Raw genomic sequence first — 18,349 nt, forward strand, 5'->3', positions numbered from 1 at the left:
TTTCAATGATATAGGCAAAAAGTAAATTATTTACTTTTTGTTTGCGCTTCCTTGGTTACAAATATAGAAAAGTATGAAATAATGATTTATAGTTATGTACTAAGTGTGCTACCTTTTACTTTTGCATGTTTTTGAGTGATTCAAAGGAGGAAAACAAATGTCAGAAACAAGGGGTATGTCAGAAGCTGTCTTGAAGGACAGTAAAGACACCCTTCAATCGGATATACCAAAAACTACAGCCTGGAAAGACTTTCTGGCACTTATTAAAGTGGGGATTGTCAATTCAAATATAATCACGGCTTTTACTGGGGTGTGGTTAGCGATTCACTTTGCAGGACTTAGCTTTTTTAGTAATCTTGATGTGGTGTTCTATACTCTTGCAGGCTCGGCTCTTATCATGGCTGGATCTTGCAGTTTTAATAATTACTATGATCGGGATATCGATCATTTGATGGAACGAACCAAAAACCGTCCTACTGTAACTGGAAAAGCACAACCTTCCAGGGTGTTGTTCCTAAGTTTTGGACTGATTATTACAGGACTTATTTTACTTGCCTTGACTAATATGACGACGCTATTGATTGGGGCGTTTGGCGTATTCGCCTATGTGGTTCTTTATACGATGATTTTCAAAAGAAGATTTGTTTCGAATACCATAATAGGCAGTATCTCGGGAGCGGTCCCACCCCTGATTGGATGGGCAGCGATCGATCCAAACCTTGATGTGATTGCGTGGGTTTTATTCGCTATCATGTTCCTTTGGCAGCCCCCACATTTTTACGCCCTTGCAATGAGGCGGGTTGAGGAATATCGGGCAGCTGGGGTTCCAATGCTTCCTGTTGTAAAAGGCTTTAAAAGGGCAAAAAAATCAATTATAGTATGGATCATTGCTTTAATGTTCATTCCATTCTTTTTAACTCCCTTAGGCACTCCATTAGTTGTCTTGGCCGCACTATTAAGTACCGGCTGGCTTATTTTGGGATTGAAGGGGTATAAAAAGAAAGATGATATTAAGTGGGCAACTTCCATGTTTGTATATTCGCTTAATTATATGACTATATTATTTGTAGCGATGGTTATCGTTACACTTATTTAAACTTAGTATACATCATAGGGTTGTAGCCCGTTTGTTAATGGGCTGCACCTTACTTGATAATAAATTGGACACTGACCGCTATACATATTATTCAGAAAAACATCATGAGATTCCATCCTTAGAGCGGTTTGATTCACTAGAGTAATCCTTAGTTTAGGGATTCTTTCTTTTAAAGAAATTGACATAGAGAGAATATTCGCAATAGCGCCCATTTTGAATTTTGTGAGAAAATTTTGATGAAAGAGGGGTTTCTGAAGCTATGAAAAAAAGGCTGCACAAATGGCGCCTAATTGCTTTGCTGGGTATAGTAGGACTTGTCCTTTCGGGCTGCGGTGAACCATTCCTATCCACGCTGAAGCCAGCTGGCGATGTTGCGCAAACACAGTTTGATTTACTGGTATTGAGCACATTAATCATGGTACTGGTGATTATTGTAGTAATCATTTTATTCGTTGTAGTTTTATTCCGCTTCCGCCGAAAGAAAGGCGACGAGACAATACCGAAACAAATTGAAGGAAGTCACAAACTCGAAATTATTTGGACTGTTATTCCTATCCTTCTTTTGATTGTTCTGGCTGTTCCGACTGTCGTTACCACTTTTGACTTAGCTGACACTAGTGCAATGGATAAGAAAGATAAAGATGGAAAAACGAAGGATGCTTTGGTGGTCAACGTTAGGGCAAACCTTTATTGGTGGGAATTTGAATATCCAGACCTAGGTGTAATTACCAGTCAGGATTTGGTCGTTCCGACTGATCAGAAAGTTTATTTCAATTTGACAGCTTCAGATGTTAAACATTCATTTTGGATTCCGGCTGCCGGAGGGAAAATGGATACGAACACTGATGGAGTCAATTCATTTTTCTTAGAATTCGATAGCGAAAAGGCAGAAAATTCTAACGATTTATTCTATGGGAAATGTGCTGAGCTTTGCGGGCCATCCCATGCATTGATGGATTTTAAGGTCGTTACGAAATCAAAAGCTGACTTCGAAGCTTGGACTAAAGATATGAAGACTGCAAAAGCACCTGTGGCAAAAGGGGATGTTGCTAAGCAAGGGGAAGAGGTCTTCAATAAAAGCTGTATCGGATGTCATGCGGTTACCCCAAATGACAGTAGACCTGAAGCAGCCCGTCAAGCTCCAAACCTGGCTACATTCGGCGAACGTGAACGAGTGGCGGGAGTATTGGATCACACGGAAGAAAACGTGAAAAAATGGATCAAAAATCCTGAAAAGTATAAACCGGGTAACACAATGACCGGTACTTACGGCGAGCTTTCTGATTCAGAAATTAATGCACTGACAGCTTACCTTTTAGAGCTCAAGGTGGAAGAAAAATAGAACATTGATTAAGGAGGTTAAATCGTGAGTACGCACGCTAATAAAAAAGGTTTTGGCGCTACGATTTGGGATTACCTAACTACGGTAGACCATAAGAAAATCGCCATTTTATATCTAATTGCAGGCGGATTATTCTTTGTGATCGGCGGTTTGGAAGCAATGTTCATCCGTATCCAGCTGGCAATCCCGAATAATGATTTTGTAAGTGCCGGGTTTTATAACGAAATATTGACCATGCACGGCACGACGATGATTTTCCTGGCGGCCATGCCGTTGGTATTTGCGGTAATGAACGCGGTTGTGCCGCTACAAATTGGGGCACGTGATGTTGCGTTCCCATTTTTAAACTCATTAGGTTTCTGGTTGTTTTTCTTCGGGGGTATCTTTTTAAATCTTTCATGGTTTTTAGGTGGAGCCCCTGATGCAGGCTGGACATCTTATGCATCTTTATCCCTTCACTCTGAAGGGCATGGTATTGATTTTTATGTACTGGGACTACAGATTTCCGGTTTGGGAACCTTAATTGCAGGGATTAACTTCCTTGTGACCATAATCAATATGCGTACGCCAGGAATGACCTATATGCGTATGCCACTATTTACATGGTCAACATTTGTTGTTTCTGCATTAATATTATTTGCCTTCCCACCACTTACTGTTGGGCTAGTATTAATGATGTTTGACAGGATGTTCGGAGCCAACTTCTTCGATGTGGCAGCCGGGGGTAATACGATTATTTGGGAGCATTTATTCTGGATATTCGGTCACCCGGAAGTGTATATCTTGATCTTGCCTGCTTTTGGTATATTCTCTGAAATCTTTGCAACTTTTTCGAGAAAAAGATTATTCGGTTATTCATCCATGGTGTTTGCAACCGTCTTAATTGGTTTCTTAGGTTTCATGGTATGGGCACATCATATGTTCACCACTGGTTTAGGACCTATTGCAAATGCAATCTTTGCCGTTGCCACTATGGCAATTGCGGTACCTACCGGTATTAAGATTTTCAACTGGATCTTCACGATGTGGGGCGGAAGTGTGAAATTCACGGTTCCAATGCTTTATGCCGTCGCCTTTATCCCTTCCTTCACAATGGGTGGCGTGACAGGTATCATGAATGCAGCTGCACCAGCTGATTACCAGTTTCATGATAGCTATTTCGTCGTTGCCCATTTCCACTATGTAATCGTCGGTGGGGTTGTATTGGGTTTATTGGCGGGGATTACGTTCTATTGGCCGAAAATGTTTGGAACGATGTTAAATGAAGGCTTAGGGAAAATCACTTTTTGGACTTTCTTGATTGGTTTCCATTTAACATTCTTTATTCAACATTTCCTTGGTCTAATGGGGATGCCACGTCGTGTATTCACATTCTTGGATAACCAAGGACTTAATACAGGAAATATGATTAGTACAGTAGGGGCTTTCCTAATGGCATTTGCTGTCATCGTTTTAGTCATAAATGTTATCATTACGTCTGTTAAAAACGTCAAGGTCGGCAATGATCCTTGGGGAGATGGCCGTACTCTTGAATGGGCCATCCCATCACCGCCGCCATTCTACAATTTCAAGCAACTTCCGCTTGTCCGCGGGTTAGATCCATATTGGGTCGAGAAAATGGAAGGTAAAAAGGAAATGACGCCAGCAGAGCCACTTGGTGATATTCATATGCCTAATAATTCTATCCTTCCTGTAGTAATGTCATTCGGTTTATTTGTAGCCGCATTTGGTGCTTTATATAATATGGATGATAAAAATTGGACCTTGCCTGTAATCATAATCGGGCTTTTGATTACATTTGGTTCCATGTTCATACGTTCTGTCAAAGACGACCATGGATATCATATTCATAAAGAAGACCTTATGGATGATGATGATAAGGAGGTTAAGGCATAATGCAAGCAGATGAAAAATTCACGGATGCTACTTGGCCTGCTTCTCCTGAGAAAGCGACTTTAGAAGGTAAAAATAAATATTTAGGATTCTGGTTGTTTCTTGGTGGAGAGACGGTATTATTCGCTTCACTTTTTGCTACGTATCTTGCATTAAAGGATAAAGTTCCTAATGAAAATGCAGCACTGGCAAAAGATCTATTCGAATTACCTCTTACGTTTGTTGCGACCATGCTTTTGCTGACTAGTTCATTAACAAGCGTGTACGCAATGTATCACATGAAAAATAATCATTTTAAACAAATGCAAGCTTGGATCGTTATCACTGTGGCATTAGGTTTTGGTTTCCTCGGTCTTGAGATTTATGAATTTAACCACTATGTTCATGAATTTAAGCATACTTTTACTAGTAGTGCATTCGGTTCGGCGTTCTATACGTTAGTCGGATTTCATGGAGGACACGTTGCCTTCGGTTTAATGTGGTTCATATCCCTGATGCTCCGAAATGCGAAAAGGGGTTTGAATTTATATAATGCCCCTAAATTTTATGTGGCAAGTCTTTACTGGCATTTCATTGACGTTGTTTGGGTATTTATCTTTACAGTCGTATATTTAATGGGAATGGTGGGATAACTGATGGCGAATGAACAGTCAAATTCAGCAAACCCGAATGTCGATTTAAAATATCGTCGTAAGAAAAATGCTGAAGAGATGAAGCATCAAGTAATTACTTTTAGTCTTATGATTTTCTTAACTTTAGTGGCATTTGCCGCTGTAGGAATAGAAGGTTTTTCACATTGGTTCATTAAGCCAGTCATTTTATTGCTGGCAGTTATACAAGTCATTTTCCAGCTTTATTATTTTATGCATATGAAGCATAAAGGTCATGGCACTATTACATTGTTTCTCTTTTCCGGCCTTGCAGTCGGGTTGATTACAGTGCTAGCTTTTATCACGATTGTCTGGATATGATAGATAGGGACCGGCTATTTTTAAAATAGCCGGTTTTCTTATAATTATCGCCCAGTAAAATCCAGGTTTATCTATATTTGTTACTGCGGTTTATTTTAGGTATAATAGAAGGATAGTAATGGAAAAAAGTTTACGAACGAGGTGATTTTATGTCTATTGATATTTTTGGCTTTCGTGCTTTATGGAGTCCATTTTACTTTGCCGTCCTCGTACTTATTACCATTGGCTATTTTTTGATGGTGACAAAGTACAGGAATAGATTTGAGGATAGTTCACCGGTTCCCTTGAAACAGGTAGTCTATTTCTTAATGGCCATGATTCTTCTTTATGTGGTCAAGGGGTCGCCTATCGATTTGCTCAGTCATATCATGTTCAGTGCACATATGTTTCAAATGGCACTGCTTTACTTGGTGATACCTCCCTTATTTATCATTGCGATACCCACATGGGTGTGGAGATCTTTAATAGATATAAGGGGAATGAAGTCGCTGTTTCGCTTCTTCACGAAGCCTCTCTTTGCACTTATGCTATTTAATGTTCTTTTTTCGCTGTATCATATCCCATTGGTATTCGATTTCATCAAAACTGGCATGTTGGTCCATGCAGGCTATACGGTGATTTTATTTGTGACAGCTGTTTTGATGTGGTTTCCTTTGGTTAATCAGCTTCCTGAATATGAAAGCCTTTCGGGGGTTAAAAAAGTAGCATATATTTTTGGTAGTGGCATTTTAATGACCCCTGCGTGTGCATTGATCATTTTTGCCGATTATCCAATGTATGATACGTTCACTAATGCTGAATCTTGGGCTAGTGCCATGGAACTGTGCGTGCCTGCATCGGCATTGTCAGGCCTGACGCTCAGTGGTCCAGAAATGTTTAATGGGCTGCCTTTGCTTGAAGACCAACAGCTAGGTGGAGTATTGATGAAGGTCATTCAAGAAATCGTTTTAGGATATGTTTTAGGTGTCATTTTCTTTGCTTGGTTCAAGAAGGAGAATGGCGGTGAAAGCGAAATTGACCCTATTCCTACAGATTTCCAGACTGTAGAATGATCATTTCGTGAAAGACTTGTCTACTGAGTGGACAAGTCTTTCATTTGCCTTGTTAGGGGTTTCCGGTATTCTTACTTCAAAATATAGGCTAAACATGAAACCGAAGGAAAGGCTAGTTATTTGACTTGGTTTTTTGATAAAAGTGAGCATTGTGTTAAGTTTGCTTGCTTTTATTGAATTTTATGAATACCTCTTATAGAATAATAGATGATTAATAAATATAGAGAGGACTACATCTTATGTCTTTACCGATTCTTCCAACAATTAGCACAGCTTTCATTGTATTAAGTTCAATCACGGTTGCAATAGGCTGGTACCAAATTAAACAGCGCAGAACAGAGACACATAAAAAGACCATGATAGTGGCCGCGATTTTTGCGATAATTTTCTTCACTATCTACCTTTCTCGTACGATTTTCGTTGGTAATACATCTTTCGGAGGACCGGATGATATTAAAATTTATTACACGATCTTTTTGATTTTCCATATCACACTTGCGACTACCGGGGCAGTACTTGGAATCATTATGCTGACAACAGGTTTAAAAGGTAAGTATGCGATTCATAGAAAAATCGGTCCTACGACTAGCATTATTTGGTTTTTCACTGGAATCACTGGTTTGGCCGTTTATCTTTTACTATATGTCATTTATCACGGTGGAGAGACAACATCACTGATTAAAGCGATTCTTGGATCATAAAACTAAAAAAGGCCTGATGTGTAAAAACATCAGGCCTTTTTGATACAAGAAAAGAGGGGTGTTCAGAGATTCCTCTCTTCTGTTTGTTCAGTTTCCAGTCACTTTTACAGTCCATTAAATTGTGTAAGTTCCTCTTTAACCTGAGCCAGGATTTTTTCACACTGTTTCACTAATGAAGGGGGGAAGAACTCTCCTTCTCCATATTCAATGCCATGTGGATAATAGTGTTTTCCTAAAAGTGGAACCATTAGTTTCATTGTGGCCCTATGAGCCCCCACATCACCTTCGACGGCATAGCCTAGTATACGCAGATAAAAAGTGCCTTCTCTCAATTCGAATTTACGGTCATAACTTACTCTCTCATAGTCCCATTGTTCGGCACGTATTAAACCGTATTCCGGCATTAGGTCATCTAATCGGTTTAAGTCGGCTGTGATGTTCTCAATTCCAAAGCTTTCAAATTTCACGAGTAGTACCTCCTATTTTTGCATTTGGGAATTAAAATGACATACAAGGAAAATATTATGTAGTGAAAGTAACGAAAATTCCCCAAGCATATTTATAATATACCATTTTATCCTATATTTTATAATAGTATGAAATGATGGAAGTTGCAATGAACTCGACATTGTATTTTTATGATTCACAAAAGTTCCATTTTTGCAAAATTAAAAAATGATGTAATCTATCGTTAAATAGAAAATTATGATGGAACAATGTTATAATCAGGAAAGAAAGCTAGTATTAGATACATAAGCATAGAGAGAGGGTGTGTCCTCTGCGCAGGTTCGGAAAGGTGTTGCTGTTAAGTATTGTTTTTTTCATAATCGGCATTTATACGAATATCGGTCTGGAGGAAAAGCTGAATCCTCTCATAGATGGAAACAAAGATGTTAATCCTAACGATACGATAAATGAAAAGAATCCGCATATGGAGAAAGATGAAGTAATGGCTAAAGAAGGATTAGCGATTACAATTGGGAAGAATATAAAAGAGGTCAAAAAGGAATTCGGTGAACCGGATCGAATTGATATGTCCGCATATGGATATGATTGGTGGATATATAATAAAGATTATAATGACTATTTTCAATTGGCCATGGAAAATGGGAAAGTCGTTTCTGCATACGGAATCGGGGACAATGTGAATATTTCCCCTTTTAAAATCGGCCAATCCATTGATGCTATCTATTCTAGCTTATATATAGAACCAACGGTTGATATAGAGGCTGGCGATAGCGTCTACCGTTTCGAATTGTCTGAAGAGGATATGAATATGAGACCATTGATAGAACTTGGGGATATTCATGTTCAGTTGTATTTAGATAAGTTTTCTGGAACCGTTTCGAGTGTCCGGTTTTTGGATGATTCCACTCTTTTAAAACAGCAGCCATATGAGCTGACCTATCATGGTTCGCTAGTGCCTGTTAAGGATCTTTCCGAAGAGGAATGGACTAATGTGAGAGTAGGGAATGAACGGCAAATATTTGATATTGCGAATATCATGCGTAGTAGGTTTGATTTGAAGCCATTAAATTGGAATGATTCAATTGCAAAGATTGCTTACCTTAATAGCCAAGAGATGAAAGGCACTCAGGAAGAAACACAAGTCTCTGAAACCAAAGGGGATTTAGCTGACCGATTAAAAGCGGGGAATATCCAGTATAGTGCGGCAGGCGAAAATATTGCAGCAAATTATGTGGACGCAGCGGCTGTTATGGAAGGCTGGCTGAATAGCGAGGGTCATCGGGAAACGATGTTGAGTGAAGAGTTTACCGATTTAGGTGTAGGGGTTTATAAAAAGTATTACACACAGAACTTTATTGCGAAGAAATAAAACGGATCCTTCTGGGATCCGTTTTATTGTCCTTTCATATTCACGATGAAAAAACTACCAGTGGAAACGGCACAAAGTAATCCGTCATCTCGATAAACCTTTCCTTCAAGAATGATGGTTTTATTGCCTGTATGCATAATGTTACACGTACAAGTCAACTGTTCACCGATAGCAGGTTTTACATATCGTACCTGAATGTCCGTTGTCAAAGTAGCATAACCCTTTGGGACTGTCGAGCCGGCAAGAGTGCCCATTGCTGAGTCAATTAGTGTGGCGATGATTCCTCCGTGAGTGATGTTCAATTCATTATGGGATAAAGGGGTGATAGGCATCACCATCGAAAGAGATGTGCCGTCGTGGCTAACCTGTTTTTTAAGCTTAAGGAGATTGGAGATATAGGAGTATTTTTCATTTTTTCTTTTCTCCTTCAGGCTGGAGATGATTCCTGATAATACGCGTAGATCTGCTTCATCGGCCGTGATTGCCAAGTTCTTGAAATCCTCGACAAGTGCTTCTATACTCATAAAAAACATCCCTTTTTTCCAATATTATACTATATGTAGCCGGATGAATGAATAAGATCCATGCACTTTTTCATACATAGAGGCATATCGTAAAATAGGCGATGTCTTAGTGTGAGGTGAAGAGTAATGGCAAAAAAAAAACGCCCCTCCATTGATGGATTTAGGGAGTTTGTCAAGGTGCATCCATATTTAGTGAATGAAGTGAGAAATAAGCAAGCAACATGGCAGGAGCTTTTTGAAGAATGGTACCTACTCGGTGAAGATCATCCACGCTGGCAGGCTGAGGACAGTGTGCAAGCTTCTGTAGGGAAGAATGAACCGGTGGTAACCGCCACAGAAAAGGGAGAGCAGAGCTCTGAGTTACTGGGTACGGTCATGAGTGCCGTTAAAAACATGGATATCGGACAAATACAACAATATATTTCAAGTGCCAACCAAGCAATTGGAGCCATTCAAGGTGTGCTATCGGCTTTCCAGGGAAATAAATCGGGCGGGGACTCCACTCCTCCGCCAAAAGCACCTGAGCAGAGAAGTAATCCATTTTTATTTAACAAGGATTAAGTAGCGGGAGGGAGGAAGGATTCCATGCGTCAAAATGTGTATGACTTCATCCAGACTAATGAGGATATGAAAAAGTATTTAAGGATTCAGCCTGCTTGGTATAAAAGGTTAATGCGTAATCCCCATGAGTTGGATAAATTTGAAACAGAAGCAAAGTACTTTTTTGAAAAATCAATTCCCCATCGAATCTCTAAATTCTCCGATAGTGTTCAGGTTGCTTCGATGATGCTCCATATGTTTCAAGCGATGAATGTACCAAGCGAATGAAGAAAAAAAGAGTAAATTACTCCTTTTGGCAAATAATATTGACAAAAGGGGGACGATGTCATGAAGAGAATGATTATAGTTCTAACAGTGCTGATGGCAGCAACAGGTTGTGGAAAGAAAATCCCTGAACCCAAAAATGTCTCGGCTGCTAGTGTTTCTGACCTTAAGGCTGCCACCACTGTACAAAGCGCCCAAACGATGGATGAGGATTTTAAAGTGAAGACTTTTGTCAAAGGAAACTCTGTATATGTGGAATGTTACCTGAACGACTATAGTTTTTCAGGAGATACTTCAAAACAGTTGGCCACTGTTTCTGTCCTTTTAGATGATAAAAAGAGAATCAATAAGCATACGGCAGCCTTTATCCTAAAAGATATTCCACATGGCGCGCATAAGATCAGGCTGGAGATATTGAATGACTCGGGTCAAAAAACGGGTCTGAATAAAGAGATCGAAGTACATATCACGTCCACTATGTAATCATAGCAATGGCATATGAAAAGAATAAATGGTAAAATGATGGTGGAGGTGAGCTTATTTATGCTTGCTACTATGGAAATTGTTGATATTTTACAACATGCAGACGGATTAGCAGAAACGATCCTTCATTCTGATATAGGGGAAAATTATCTTCTTAGTTTATATAAATTACAAAGCGATAAAGAGGCGCAAACAAAAATCTCCAAGTTTACTTCTCTAAAGGATCTTTTTGAAGATGTACAAAGGTTCGGTAAGTATCATCCGGACTATAAGCGCATCAATATGGAGACCCGAGAGGCAAAACGGGATATGGATATGCACCCTACCATTGCTGAGTTCAAGATGGCAGAAACGGAATTGCAGAGTATCCTAGATGAAATTAGTGGCTTAATCGGCCATGCTGTTTCGGAACAAGTGAAAACACCTGCAGGAAATCCATTTTTCGTATCTTCAGGCGGCTGCTCGTCAGGAAGTTGCGGAACAGGTGGAAGCTGTGGTTGTTCTGCATAAGATGATGAAAGCCTGGACATTTCACCAGGCTTTTTTTTTCGGCAAATGTTCATTTCACTCACGAGCAAGATACAGTCTGGACAATCATTACTTCTTAGTCACTCAATGGTTTTTATCCCCTTTTACTCATGACCCCGAAATGATTCATAATAGTAAGAGAATTTTGTTTATAATCATTTTTCTTGGTTGAAAGAAAGGATTCTGCTATGCTAAAATTAGTTAAAGCCTTTATAAAAGGGAGTTATTGATATGCTTGGAGCAAGACAAGGAATTATCGTCTATTTACATACATTAAAACAAGCCAAAATGCTTAGGAAGTTTGGAAATATCCATTACGTTTCAAAGAAGCTGAAATATGTCGTCCTTTATACGAACATGGATGAAGTTGAACCATTGGTTGAAAAGCTGAATAATTACTCCTTTGTCAAAAAGGTTGATCTTTCTTATAAACCTTTCCTTAAAATGGAATTCGAAAATTCTAAACCGGATAAGGCTAAGGAATACGATTATAAAATGGGTATCTAAAAAGTGCTGACTCGAGGAGTCAGCACTTTTTTTCATCTCTTCAGCCCAATGGCGGTAGGTATCTATTCATACGCAAAATACCTATCAAGTGCTGATAGTACAATTCTATTTCGGCGAAAAGTTTTGAAGACTTCACATCTATTTCTATAATTGGTCTGTCTAGTTCTTTAGCCAGATCTTCAAATAGTTGATATCGTTTATTGGCGGTAAAATGAGGGTTTGGGATCCCCTCACGGCAAATATATAGAGGTTGGAATTTTCCCGGATCTGTTGGTTGCATGACGATAACCAATGAAGTTACCTTTTTATCATCAAGCGTAGTATGCATGGCCAGCATCCTAGCTACACGGTGTTGCTGATTGCGCCCTACCTCGATCAGTTCATATATATCTGAATAACCTTGTCCAAGTTCTATAAAACGTTGAATCAATTAAACCTCTCCTCACTAACTTATCTTTCATTACTTTATCATTTTATCCCGTAAAAGAGAAGAGCCAACTTAAAGCTGAATCGGTTCTAAAAGCCCATGATAACGGCAGTTTCATAAAAAAAACCCTGCACTTTCATGCAGGGTCCTTCTATGTCTAATTAAGGACCAGAAGGCAAAGGGAGAGGAGAAACCGGAGGAAGACTTATGGGGAAACGTAAGCCTTCTCCGCGGTTGGCAACAACACTTAATAAGTCATGTTGTTATTTTCATTATGACCAAAATCAGCTTATCTATTCAAACTATTAGAGATTTTAATGAGGAGGATATGCCCTTTTTATTTAAAGGGGGAATGTATTTAAATTGTTCTCGCTTAAACGGGTGTATTTGGCTTTTGTTATTGGCTAGTAATTTCTAATATGTTAGGATAGGAAAGTAACAGAAATTTGTCATAAAATGTGGTGAGAATGATGAGGGTCGTTTCCGGAAGTTGCAAAGGAAGACCACTTAAGGCTGTACCGGGTACAGGAACCCGGCCGACTACGGATAAAGTCAAGGAATCCATTTTTAACATGATTGGTCCTTATTTTGAGGGCGGGATTGTTTTAGACTTGTTTGCCGGCAGTGGTGGATTGGGAATCGAGTCCTTGAGCAGGGGGATGGATCGAGCTATCTTTGTAGACCGCGATTTTAAAGCTAACCAAACTGTCAAGGCGAACTTGGAATTATGTAAATTCACGGACTGTGCTGAGGTTTATAAAAATGATTCAGAACGTGCTTTAAAGGCGTTGGTGAAAAGAGAAATGATCTTTGATTTGATTTTTCTTGATCCACCTTATAAAAAGCAAAAGCTCGTGGATTTATTGGAAGAGATACATAAAAACCGCTTGCTCAGCGATATGGGGTATATTGTTTGTGAGCATGGCGATGATGTTTCGTTGCCAGAACAAATTGGCGACTTTACAATCAAGAGAAAAGAAGTATATGGGAGTATTGCGGTAACGATTTATCAGTGGGGGAACGTACACGAATAGGGGGAACGATGAATGTCGAAAATAGCGATTTGTCCGGGAAGTTTTGATCCGATTACTTTTGGCCATCTTGATATCATTCAAAGGGGAGCTAACGTATTTGATGAGGTCTATGTAGTTGTTGTGAACAATTCAGCAAAACATTCACTGTTTACTGTAGAAGAGAGATTGAAGTTAATCACTGAAGCAACGGCTCATATGCCGAATGTTAAGGTGGATTCCTACCAGGGATTGACGGTCGATTATGCTGAAAGCGTTTCCGCCAATGCAATTATCAGGGGCTTGAGGGCGACTTCAGATTTTGAATATGAGATGCAAGGAACCTCGATGAATAGATTTTTGAACAACAATATTGAGTCATTTTTCATCATGACGAAAAATCAATATTCATTCTTAAGTTCCAGTATCGTAAAAGAGGTCGCGAAATATGGTGGGGATATAACAGAATTAGTACCGCCTGTTGTTCAGAAAGCTTTGACACAAAAGTACGAAGAACAAAAAGCATAGGAAAGAGAGCATGGCCCGCTTTGTGGACTGTGCTCTTTTTTATTTATGAAAGTCGCTGATGAGACGTTTAGCGAATAAGATGATGTAAATCATGAGAAAAGCGAGTGTGAGAAGCGGACCAAAATCCAACATGTATTGGTAAAGAGAATGTGCACGTTCTCCTGTAAATCCATTGACCGGGAAATCATTAATTACATTTCCATTGTAATCAGTGCCTCTATAGAAGGGTTCCCAGAGTATAACGGTAAAAATGGCGGCAAAGAAGCCATGTGCAATTCTGGCCAGGAAAAATGGCATAAAACGAATATCGGTCGTTGCGATGATACTGGCCACTTGGGCTTGAATGCTAAATCCATTGAAAGCAAGGATGAAACTAGTCATGATTGTCTGTTGCAGGAGGCTCGCATTTTCTATCTTGCTGGTTAATTTAGATCCAAGAGTCATTTCAAACATGCCTGAGATGAATGGAAGGCTTAAAGAATCGGGAAATTTCATGAGATGCAATATCCCTCCGATTCCTGTCGCAAGCAGGCTGGTTATATTCATATGAAATAAAAGTCGATTGACAACAGAAAATAGGATGATGAATCCACCTATCATAAGGAGCGTTTGAATGGAGGATAGAACGGCATCACCAAGCAACGTTCCAAACGGCCGGGTTTCTTTTAAGCGTGTGCGGTGCATTTGACTAAAGGCTTGTCTGATGGAAGGCAGTTTAGCTGTGCTTTTGGGCTGGAATTTCCCCTTTTCCTCTTTTCTCCGATAAAAGCGCATCAAAATCCCTACACACAGATTGCCTAAATAATGGGCAAGTGCCAGGATGATGCCCAAGTGGGGATTGTGGAAAAATCCTACGGCAACTGCAACGAATAGGAACAGAGGGTTGGATGAATTAGTGAAGCAAACGAGTCTTTCCGCTTCAATTTGGCTGACTTGTTTCTCTTGACGGAGCCTTACCGTGAATTTGGCTCCTGCCGGAAAACCTGATGCAAGCCCCATAGCCCATACAAACCCTCCAACACCGGGTACGCGGAATAAGGGTCGCATGAAAGGTTCGAGTATCACACCGATGAACTTGACTACGCCAAAGCTAATTAATAACTCCGAAAAAATCAAGAAAGGAAGGAGGGAGGGAAAAACAATTTTCCACCACATATTTAATCCACCTTTAGAAGCGTCAAAGGATTCCTGGGGGAAGATGACTAAGCCAACTGCCATCATGGTAACCGTGATGGCTAATACTATTGTTTTAGATTTTGATTTAAGCAAGTTCTGAGCCTCCTCCTAAAAGGGTTACGAATAGCGTAGGGTCTACTGGTAAAACATGATAAAATGTAGATAATAGATACAGTGAAAGGCTATATGCTTCGGTAAGTTATCTGAATCTTCTGTTGTTTGGCTTGTTTTACTGTCAATATAAACAATATGCTTCTATAAAACTGTTTAAGACCATAACTTTGTATGAGTACGATTTTGAAAAGAATTGAACTTTTATAGTGAGGGGAGATTTTTATGCCGCATCCAAAGATCGGGTTAGCACTCGGGTCGGGGGGAGCGAGAGGTTTTGCACATATTGGGGTAATTAAGGTGTTGCAAAAAGAAGGCATTCCAATAGATATGATCGCCGGAAGCAGCATGGGAGCGATGGTGGCTACCTTTTATGGCGCGGGTTCAGATATTGAGAGGCTTTATACACTTTCGCGAGCATTTAAACGTAAATATTACTTGGATTTTACGATACCAAAAATGGGCTTTATTTCAGGTAAACGAACGAAGGATTTAATCCGGGTTTTCACATACGGCAAGAATCTTGAAGATTTGGATATACCGGTGGCTGTTGTTGCCACGGATATCAGGACGGGGGAAAAGGTCGTATTTCGTGAAGGACCGCTAGCCCCTGCGGTAAGAGCCAGTATCTCGGTCCCGGGAATTTTCGTTCCTGAGAAAATTGGAGATCGACTCCTTGTCGATGGAGGGGTAATTGATAGGGTCCCGGTTTCGGTCGTAAAGGAAATGGGAGCGGATATTATCATTGCTGTGGATGTTGCACATGTGAAACAGGACGTAGAAATAAATTCGATATATGACGTTATCATGCAGAGTCTCGACATCTTGCAAATGGAATTGGTCGAAAGTAGAGTAGTTGCCTCGGATGTCATGATCCGACCAAGAGTGGAAAAATACAGTTCAAAGGCATTTACAAATATACAGGAAATAATTAGTATTGGAGAAGATGCTGCTAGGGATAAGGTAGATCAGATTAAGCAAAGTATCAGTGCTTGGAAGGAGTCTTATGTAGATGAATCGTAAAATGTTTGTACGCACTATCCTGGTGGCCGCTATACTCCTTATAGCCTCGGCGCTATATTCTCTCCCATATTATGTGACGAAACCAGGAATGGCTAAAGAATTGGAGCCGATTATTCAAGTATCGGGTGCGGACGAAGAGCAAGGGAGCTTCATGTTGACTACCGTAAGGATGGGGAAGGCGAATATTTACTCCTATTTATTAGCTAAGTGGAGTAAGTACCAGGAAATTTATCCGGAGACCTCGATTCGTAGTCAAGATGAAACAGACGAAGAATATAATGTCAGGCAGTTGCATTTAATGGACGGGTCTAAAAATAACGCAATTAAGATTGCTTATGATAAAGCGGGCAAAGAGGTAGATTATCAATACTTAGGTGTATATGTTCTGGATGTACTCGAAGAAATGCCGGCAGCGAAGGAATTGAAGGCGGGAGATCAGATTATACAAGTCGATCGTGTGAGATTCAAGTCAGCCCAAGAGTTCATGGACTATATCAATGGTAAGAAAGCTGGAGACGAGATTGATTTGGTGTTTAAAAGGGAAGGTGAAGAGAAAAAGGTCACGATTCCTTTAAAAACATTTAAGGATGATTCCAGTAGGGTAGGAATAGGCATCTCCCTTGATGATTATCGTAAGGTTATCACGAAGCCGACCGTTACGATCGATACGGATCAAATTGGTGGGCCCTCAGCTGGATTGATGTTCTCCCTTGAAATTTACAACCAATTAACAGAGGGGGATATTACAAAAGGCTACGATATAGCGGGGACAGGAACCATAACGGATGATGGGACGGTTGGTCCAATCGGCGGAATCCAGCAGAAGATTGTCGCAGCTGATAATTCCGGAGCCGAAATCTTTTTTGCCCCTAATGAAAATGGCGCGTCAGGGTCGAACTATGAAGAGGCGATGATAGCAGCGAAGGACATTAAAACGAAAATGAAAATCATCCCCGTGGATAGTTTTGATGACGCATTAGAGTATTTATCCAAGATCAAGGAAACGAAAAAATGAAAAAAAGCGCAAGCAGTCTAACTGTTTTGCGCTTTTTTGTGTGATAGGGAGAGGATCTGCCTTTCATGTGTCCAACGAATTGGTTTTTATGATTGGAGCTTCAAACTCCCTCTTCATTAGCGCCGTTTGATAAGGTTCGCGTAGCCCCATTGCATATACCTGTGCAGCTCGCATGTCCGTATCGATATGATGATCTTGATAGGCTGAAAGCCTGGATATGAGCGGGACCGGCAACTCTTTTTTTACTTTTCGAAGGTGAGCTTGCCCCCTACGATTCATCCCAAGCAACCTGATATAAGAAGGTTGCTCGGCATGAATCATATCTTCTTTTAACGTATGGGTCAAAATATGGACACACATCCGTTGAATTCGGGTCCAGGTATAGCGTTTTGTTTTCATGGCGGTTATGAAGTCATGAAAGTTCATAGCTTCCTTTGCCATTTCCTTCATCCGATACTCGATTCCTTCCTCTATTTCATAGATGTCGGCCAACTCTGTCAGGGAGGATGCGAGAATCCGATACTTCAATAAAGGCCAATACATATTCCATTCATGTAAAGCATGATAGGTGGCTAGGTAATGTTGAAGCCCATGCAAGGTTGAAGGGGGGATATAAGTCCCCACTGCCTCTAATTCCTGTTTTTGTTCTAGTAGCGCCTTGCGGATCCCTGTTGCGCTCGCGATGGGGCTTGAAGATAGCTGGACATCATGGTAGCCAGCGGCCACCCGTTGTATCGTATAGGGTTCAATCGAGAATCCATTGGATAGGGCCGTACTAACATACTCTTTACCAAGGATATTATTTGGCTTTGTTAAATCCAACATCTCCGTGTTCTTGCTTATCGCTTGGAATGCCTTTGATGCACTTGCAGGGTAACTGTTTCCCTTTTCCATCAAAGATTTAAGAGTTTCGTTATATGTTTCGGCATTTTCAGATAGAATGCCATGGGCCTCGATGAAGGGTTCGATTCGGCCATCTTCACTGCCGAAACAGAAGGAGTCACAGCCCAAATATTCGAGAAGGGATATGGAACCTTTCGCGAATAGTTCCGCTTTTTGGACAGCAAAGGAATAGGGAAGTTCAATGACAAGGTCAATGCCACCCAGTAGGGCCATTTCCGTTCGTGACCACTTACTGACAAGCGCCGGTTCACCTCGCTGTAAAAACGGTCCGCTCATCACAGCAACTACTATATCCGACTCTGTCTTTTGTCTGCTTTCTCTGGCATGGAGTGCATGGCCATTATGAAATGGATTATATTCGACTACTAAACCGCAAGATTTCATTCAATCACCTCAG

General features: G+C 40.3%; 22 protein-coding genes. 17 read left to right on the forward strand and 5 right to left on the reverse strand.

Annotation, left to right across the window (positions count from 1 at the left end):
- Window positions 1-157 precede the first annotated feature (157 nt).
- The 7 genes from cyoE (at window position 158) to ACIQXQ_RS06130 (ending at window position 7,055) form a co-directional block, all read left to right on the forward strand.
- Window positions 158-1,096, forward strand: a complete 939-nt coding sequence (gene cyoE, locus ACIQXQ_RS06100) for a heme o synthase (RefSeq protein WP_402956170.1) — start codon at window positions 158-160, stop codon at window positions 1,094-1,096.
- Window positions 1,097-1,355: 259 nt separating this feature from the next.
- Entirely contained in the window at window positions 1,356-2,438 is a 1,083-nt protein-coding gene (coxB, locus tag ACIQXQ_RS06105) for a cytochrome c oxidase subunit II (protein ID WP_402868114.1), read from the forward strand.
- A 24-nt stretch (window positions 2,439-2,462) separates the two neighbouring features.
- Window positions 2,463-4,334, forward strand: coding sequence for a cytochrome c oxidase subunit I (gene ctaD, locus ACIQXQ_RS06110; RefSeq protein WP_402956172.1), 1,872 nt, complete (start codon window positions 2,463-2,465; stop codon window positions 4,332-4,334).
- Window positions 4,334-4,963 carry a cytochrome (ubi)quinol oxidase subunit III gene (locus tag ACIQXQ_RS06115; protein ID WP_402868118.1) on the forward strand — a complete coding sequence of 210 codons (630 nt, stop codon included), beginning with the start codon at window positions 4,334-4,336 and terminating at the stop codon, window positions 4,961-4,963. Before ctaD ends, ACIQXQ_RS06115 begins: the two co-directional genes overlap by 1 nt.
- A 3-nt stretch (window positions 4,964-4,966) precedes the next feature.
- A complete protein-coding gene (ctaF, locus tag ACIQXQ_RS06120) occupies window positions 4,967-5,302 on the forward strand; it encodes a cytochrome c oxidase subunit IVB (RefSeq protein ID WP_402868119.1) in 336 nt (111 codons plus the stop codon).
- Between the two features lie 149 nt (window positions 5,303-5,451).
- Window positions 5,452-6,354, forward strand: coding sequence for a cytochrome c oxidase assembly factor CtaG (gene ctaG, locus ACIQXQ_RS06125; protein WP_402956174.1), 903 nt, complete (start codon window positions 5,452-5,454; stop codon window positions 6,352-6,354).
- 239 nt (window positions 6,355-6,593) lie between these two features.
- On the forward strand, window positions 6,594-7,055 hold the full coding sequence (locus ACIQXQ_RS06130; RefSeq protein WP_402868122.1) for a DUF420 domain-containing protein: 462 nt from the start codon (window positions 6,594-6,596) through the stop codon (window positions 7,053-7,055).
- A gap of 104 nt (window positions 7,056-7,159) precedes the next feature.
- Here the strand turns inward: ACIQXQ_RS06130 and ACIQXQ_RS06135 are convergent, their stop codons facing one another.
- Entirely contained in the window at window positions 7,160-7,522 is a 363-nt protein-coding gene (locus tag ACIQXQ_RS06135; RefSeq protein ID WP_402868123.1) for a YugN family protein, read from the reverse strand.
- 329 nt (window positions 7,523-7,851) lie between these two features.
- Between ACIQXQ_RS06135 and ACIQXQ_RS06140 the strand changes: the two genes are divergently transcribed.
- A complete protein-coding gene (locus ACIQXQ_RS06140; protein WP_402956176.1) occupies window positions 7,852-8,892 on the forward strand; it encodes a CAP domain-containing protein in 1,041 nt (346 codons plus the stop codon).
- Window positions 8,893-8,915: 23 nt separating this feature from the next.
- Here the strand turns inward: ACIQXQ_RS06140 and ACIQXQ_RS06145 are convergent, their stop codons facing one another.
- Window positions 8,916-9,416: a PaaI family thioesterase gene (locus ACIQXQ_RS06145; protein WP_402956178.1), complete on the reverse strand. Its 501-nt coding sequence runs from the start codon at window positions 9,414-9,416 to the stop codon at window positions 8,916-8,918.
- A gap of 126 nt (window positions 9,417-9,542) precedes the next feature.
- On the opposite strand from ACIQXQ_RS06145, the gene ACIQXQ_RS06150 reads away from it, so the two are divergent.
- From ACIQXQ_RS06150 to ACIQXQ_RS06170, 5 genes are all read left to right on the forward strand, one after another.
- Window positions 9,543-9,977 (forward strand): YlbD family protein, encoded by a 435-nt coding sequence (locus tag ACIQXQ_RS06150; protein ID WP_402956180.1) that lies wholly within the window; start codon window positions 9,543-9,545, stop codon window positions 9,975-9,977.
- 24 nt (window positions 9,978-10,001) lie between these two features.
- Window positions 10,002-10,244, forward strand: coding sequence for a YlbE-like family protein (locus ACIQXQ_RS06155; protein ID WP_402868130.1), 243 nt, complete (start codon window positions 10,002-10,004; stop codon window positions 10,242-10,244).
- Between the two features lie 60 nt (window positions 10,245-10,304).
- Window positions 10,305-10,724 (forward strand): hypothetical protein, encoded by a 420-nt coding sequence (locus tag ACIQXQ_RS06160; RefSeq protein ID WP_402868132.1) that lies wholly within the window; start codon window positions 10,305-10,307, stop codon window positions 10,722-10,724.
- A gap of 60 nt (window positions 10,725-10,784) precedes the next feature.
- Window positions 10,785-11,234: a YlbF/YmcA family competence regulator gene (locus tag ACIQXQ_RS06165; RefSeq protein ID WP_402868134.1), complete on the forward strand. Its 450-nt coding sequence runs from the start codon at window positions 10,785-10,787 to the stop codon at window positions 11,232-11,234.
- A 249-nt stretch (window positions 11,235-11,483) separates the two neighbouring features.
- Complete coding sequence (locus ACIQXQ_RS06170; RefSeq protein ID WP_402868136.1) at window positions 11,484-11,759, forward strand: YlbG family protein; 276 nt, start codon at window positions 11,484-11,486, stop codon at window positions 11,757-11,759.
- A gap of 40 nt (window positions 11,760-11,799) precedes the next feature.
- On the opposite strand, the gene ACIQXQ_RS06175 is transcribed toward ACIQXQ_RS06170, so the two are convergent.
- Complete coding sequence (locus ACIQXQ_RS06175; RefSeq protein WP_402868138.1) at window positions 11,800-12,189, reverse strand: DUF7147 family protein; 390 nt, start codon at window positions 12,187-12,189, stop codon at window positions 11,800-11,802.
- Window positions 12,190-12,656: 467 nt separating this feature from the next.
- On the opposite strand from ACIQXQ_RS06175, the gene rsmD reads away from it, so the two are divergent.
- Together rsmD and coaD are read left to right on the forward strand one after the other, a co-directional pair.
- Complete coding sequence (gene rsmD / locus ACIQXQ_RS06180) at window positions 12,657-13,220, forward strand: 16S rRNA (guanine(966)-N(2))-methyltransferase RsmD (protein WP_402868565.1); 564 nt, start codon at window positions 12,657-12,659, stop codon at window positions 13,218-13,220.
- A 12-nt stretch (window positions 13,221-13,232) separates the two neighbouring features.
- The gene (coaD, locus tag ACIQXQ_RS06185) at window positions 13,233-13,724 is read left to right on the forward strand and encodes a pantetheine-phosphate adenylyltransferase (protein WP_402868140.1); all 492 of its coding nucleotides are present in this window, start codon (window positions 13,233-13,235) and stop codon (window positions 13,722-13,724) included.
- Between the two features lie 39 nt (window positions 13,725-13,763).
- Here coaD and ylbJ read toward each other — a convergent pair whose 3' ends face one another.
- Window positions 13,764-14,993, reverse strand: coding sequence for a sporulation integral membrane protein YlbJ (gene ylbJ / locus ACIQXQ_RS06190; protein WP_402956182.1), 1,230 nt, complete (start codon window positions 14,991-14,993; stop codon window positions 13,764-13,766).
- Between the two features lie 243 nt (window positions 14,994-15,236).
- Here ylbJ and ACIQXQ_RS06195 point away from each other — a divergent pair, with 243 nt between their 5' ends.
- Together ACIQXQ_RS06195 and ACIQXQ_RS06200 are read left to right on the forward strand one after the other, a co-directional pair.
- The gene (locus ACIQXQ_RS06195) at window positions 15,237-16,034 is read left to right on the forward strand and encodes a patatin-like phospholipase family protein (protein ID WP_402956184.1); all 798 of its coding nucleotides are present in this window, start codon (window positions 15,237-15,239) and stop codon (window positions 16,032-16,034) included.
- On the forward strand, window positions 16,024-17,049 hold the full coding sequence (locus ACIQXQ_RS06200; protein WP_402868146.1) for a SepM family pheromone-processing serine protease: 1,026 nt from the start codon (window positions 16,024-16,026) through the stop codon (window positions 17,047-17,049). The genes ACIQXQ_RS06195 and ACIQXQ_RS06200 overlap by 11 nt, the downstream gene beginning before the upstream one ends.
- 63 nt (window positions 17,050-17,112) lie before the next feature.
- Here the strand turns inward: ACIQXQ_RS06200 and ACIQXQ_RS06205 are convergent, their stop codons facing one another.
- Window positions 17,113-18,336, reverse strand: coding sequence for a nucleotidyltransferase (locus ACIQXQ_RS06205; RefSeq protein WP_402956186.1), 1,224 nt, complete (start codon window positions 18,334-18,336; stop codon window positions 17,113-17,115).
- Between the last annotated feature and the right edge of the window lie 13 nt (window positions 18,337-18,349).

Origin of the sequence: Peribacillus sp. NPDC097198 (assembly GCF_044762055.1) — a bacterium.
GTDB lineage: Bacteria > Bacillota > Bacilli > Bacillales > DSM-1321 > Peribacillus.

Bases quoted from the DNA above. Each gene is read 5' to 3' on its own strand.
- coaD (WP_402868140.1), top strand. From the start codon at position 13,233: ATGTCGAAAATAGCGATTTGTCCGGGAAGTTTTGATCCGATTACTTTT.
- ACIQXQ_RS06150 (WP_402956180.1), top strand. From the start codon at position 9,543: ATGGCAAAAAAAAAACGCCCCTCCATTGATGGATTTAGGGAGTTTGTC.
- ACIQXQ_RS06165 (WP_402868134.1), top strand. From the start codon at position 10,785: ATGCTTGCTACTATGGAAATTGTTGATATTTTACAACATGCAGACGGA.
- ACIQXQ_RS06170 (WP_402868136.1), top strand. From the start codon at position 11,484: ATGCTTGGAGCAAGACAAGGAATTATCGTCTATTTACATACATTAAAA.
- ACIQXQ_RS06145 (WP_402956178.1), bottom strand. From the start codon at position 9,416: ATGAGTATAGAAGCACTTGTCGAGGATTTCAAGAACTTGGCAATCACG.
- ctaG (WP_402956174.1), top strand. From the start codon at position 5,452: ATGTCTATTGATATTTTTGGCTTTCGTGCTTTATGGAGTCCATTTTAC.
- ACIQXQ_RS06195 (WP_402956184.1), top strand. From the start codon at position 15,237: ATGCCGCATCCAAAGATCGGGTTAGCACTCGGGTCGGGGGGAGCGAGA.
- ACIQXQ_RS06155 (WP_402868130.1), top strand. From the start codon at position 10,002: ATGCGTCAAAATGTGTATGACTTCATCCAGACTAATGAGGATATGAAA.
- rsmD (WP_402868565.1), top strand. From the start codon at position 12,657: ATGAGGGTCGTTTCCGGAAGTTGCAAAGGAAGACCACTTAAGGCTGTA.
- ACIQXQ_RS06160 (WP_402868132.1), top strand. From the start codon at position 10,305: ATGAAGAGAATGATTATAGTTCTAACAGTGCTGATGGCAGCAACAGGT.
- cyoE (WP_402956170.1), top strand. From the start codon at position 158: ATGTCAGAAACAAGGGGTATGTCAGAAGCTGTCTTGAAGGACAGTAAA.
- ACIQXQ_RS06130 (WP_402868122.1), top strand. From the start codon at position 6,594: ATGTCTTTACCGATTCTTCCAACAATTAGCACAGCTTTCATTGTATTA.
- coxB (WP_402868114.1), top strand. From the start codon at position 1,356: ATGAAAAAAAGGCTGCACAAATGGCGCCTAATTGCTTTGCTGGGTATA.
- ACIQXQ_RS06205 (WP_402956186.1), bottom strand. From the start codon at position 18,336: ATGAAATCTTGCGGTTTAGTAGTCGAATATAATCCATTTCATAATGGC.
- ACIQXQ_RS06115 (WP_402868118.1), top strand. From the start codon at position 4,334: ATGCAAGCAGATGAAAAATTCACGGATGCTACTTGGCCTGCTTCTCCT.
- ctaF (WP_402868119.1), top strand. From the start codon at position 4,967: ATGGCGAATGAACAGTCAAATTCAGCAAACCCGAATGTCGATTTAAAA.
- ACIQXQ_RS06200 (WP_402868146.1), top strand. From the start codon at position 16,024: ATGAATCGTAAAATGTTTGTACGCACTATCCTGGTGGCCGCTATACTC.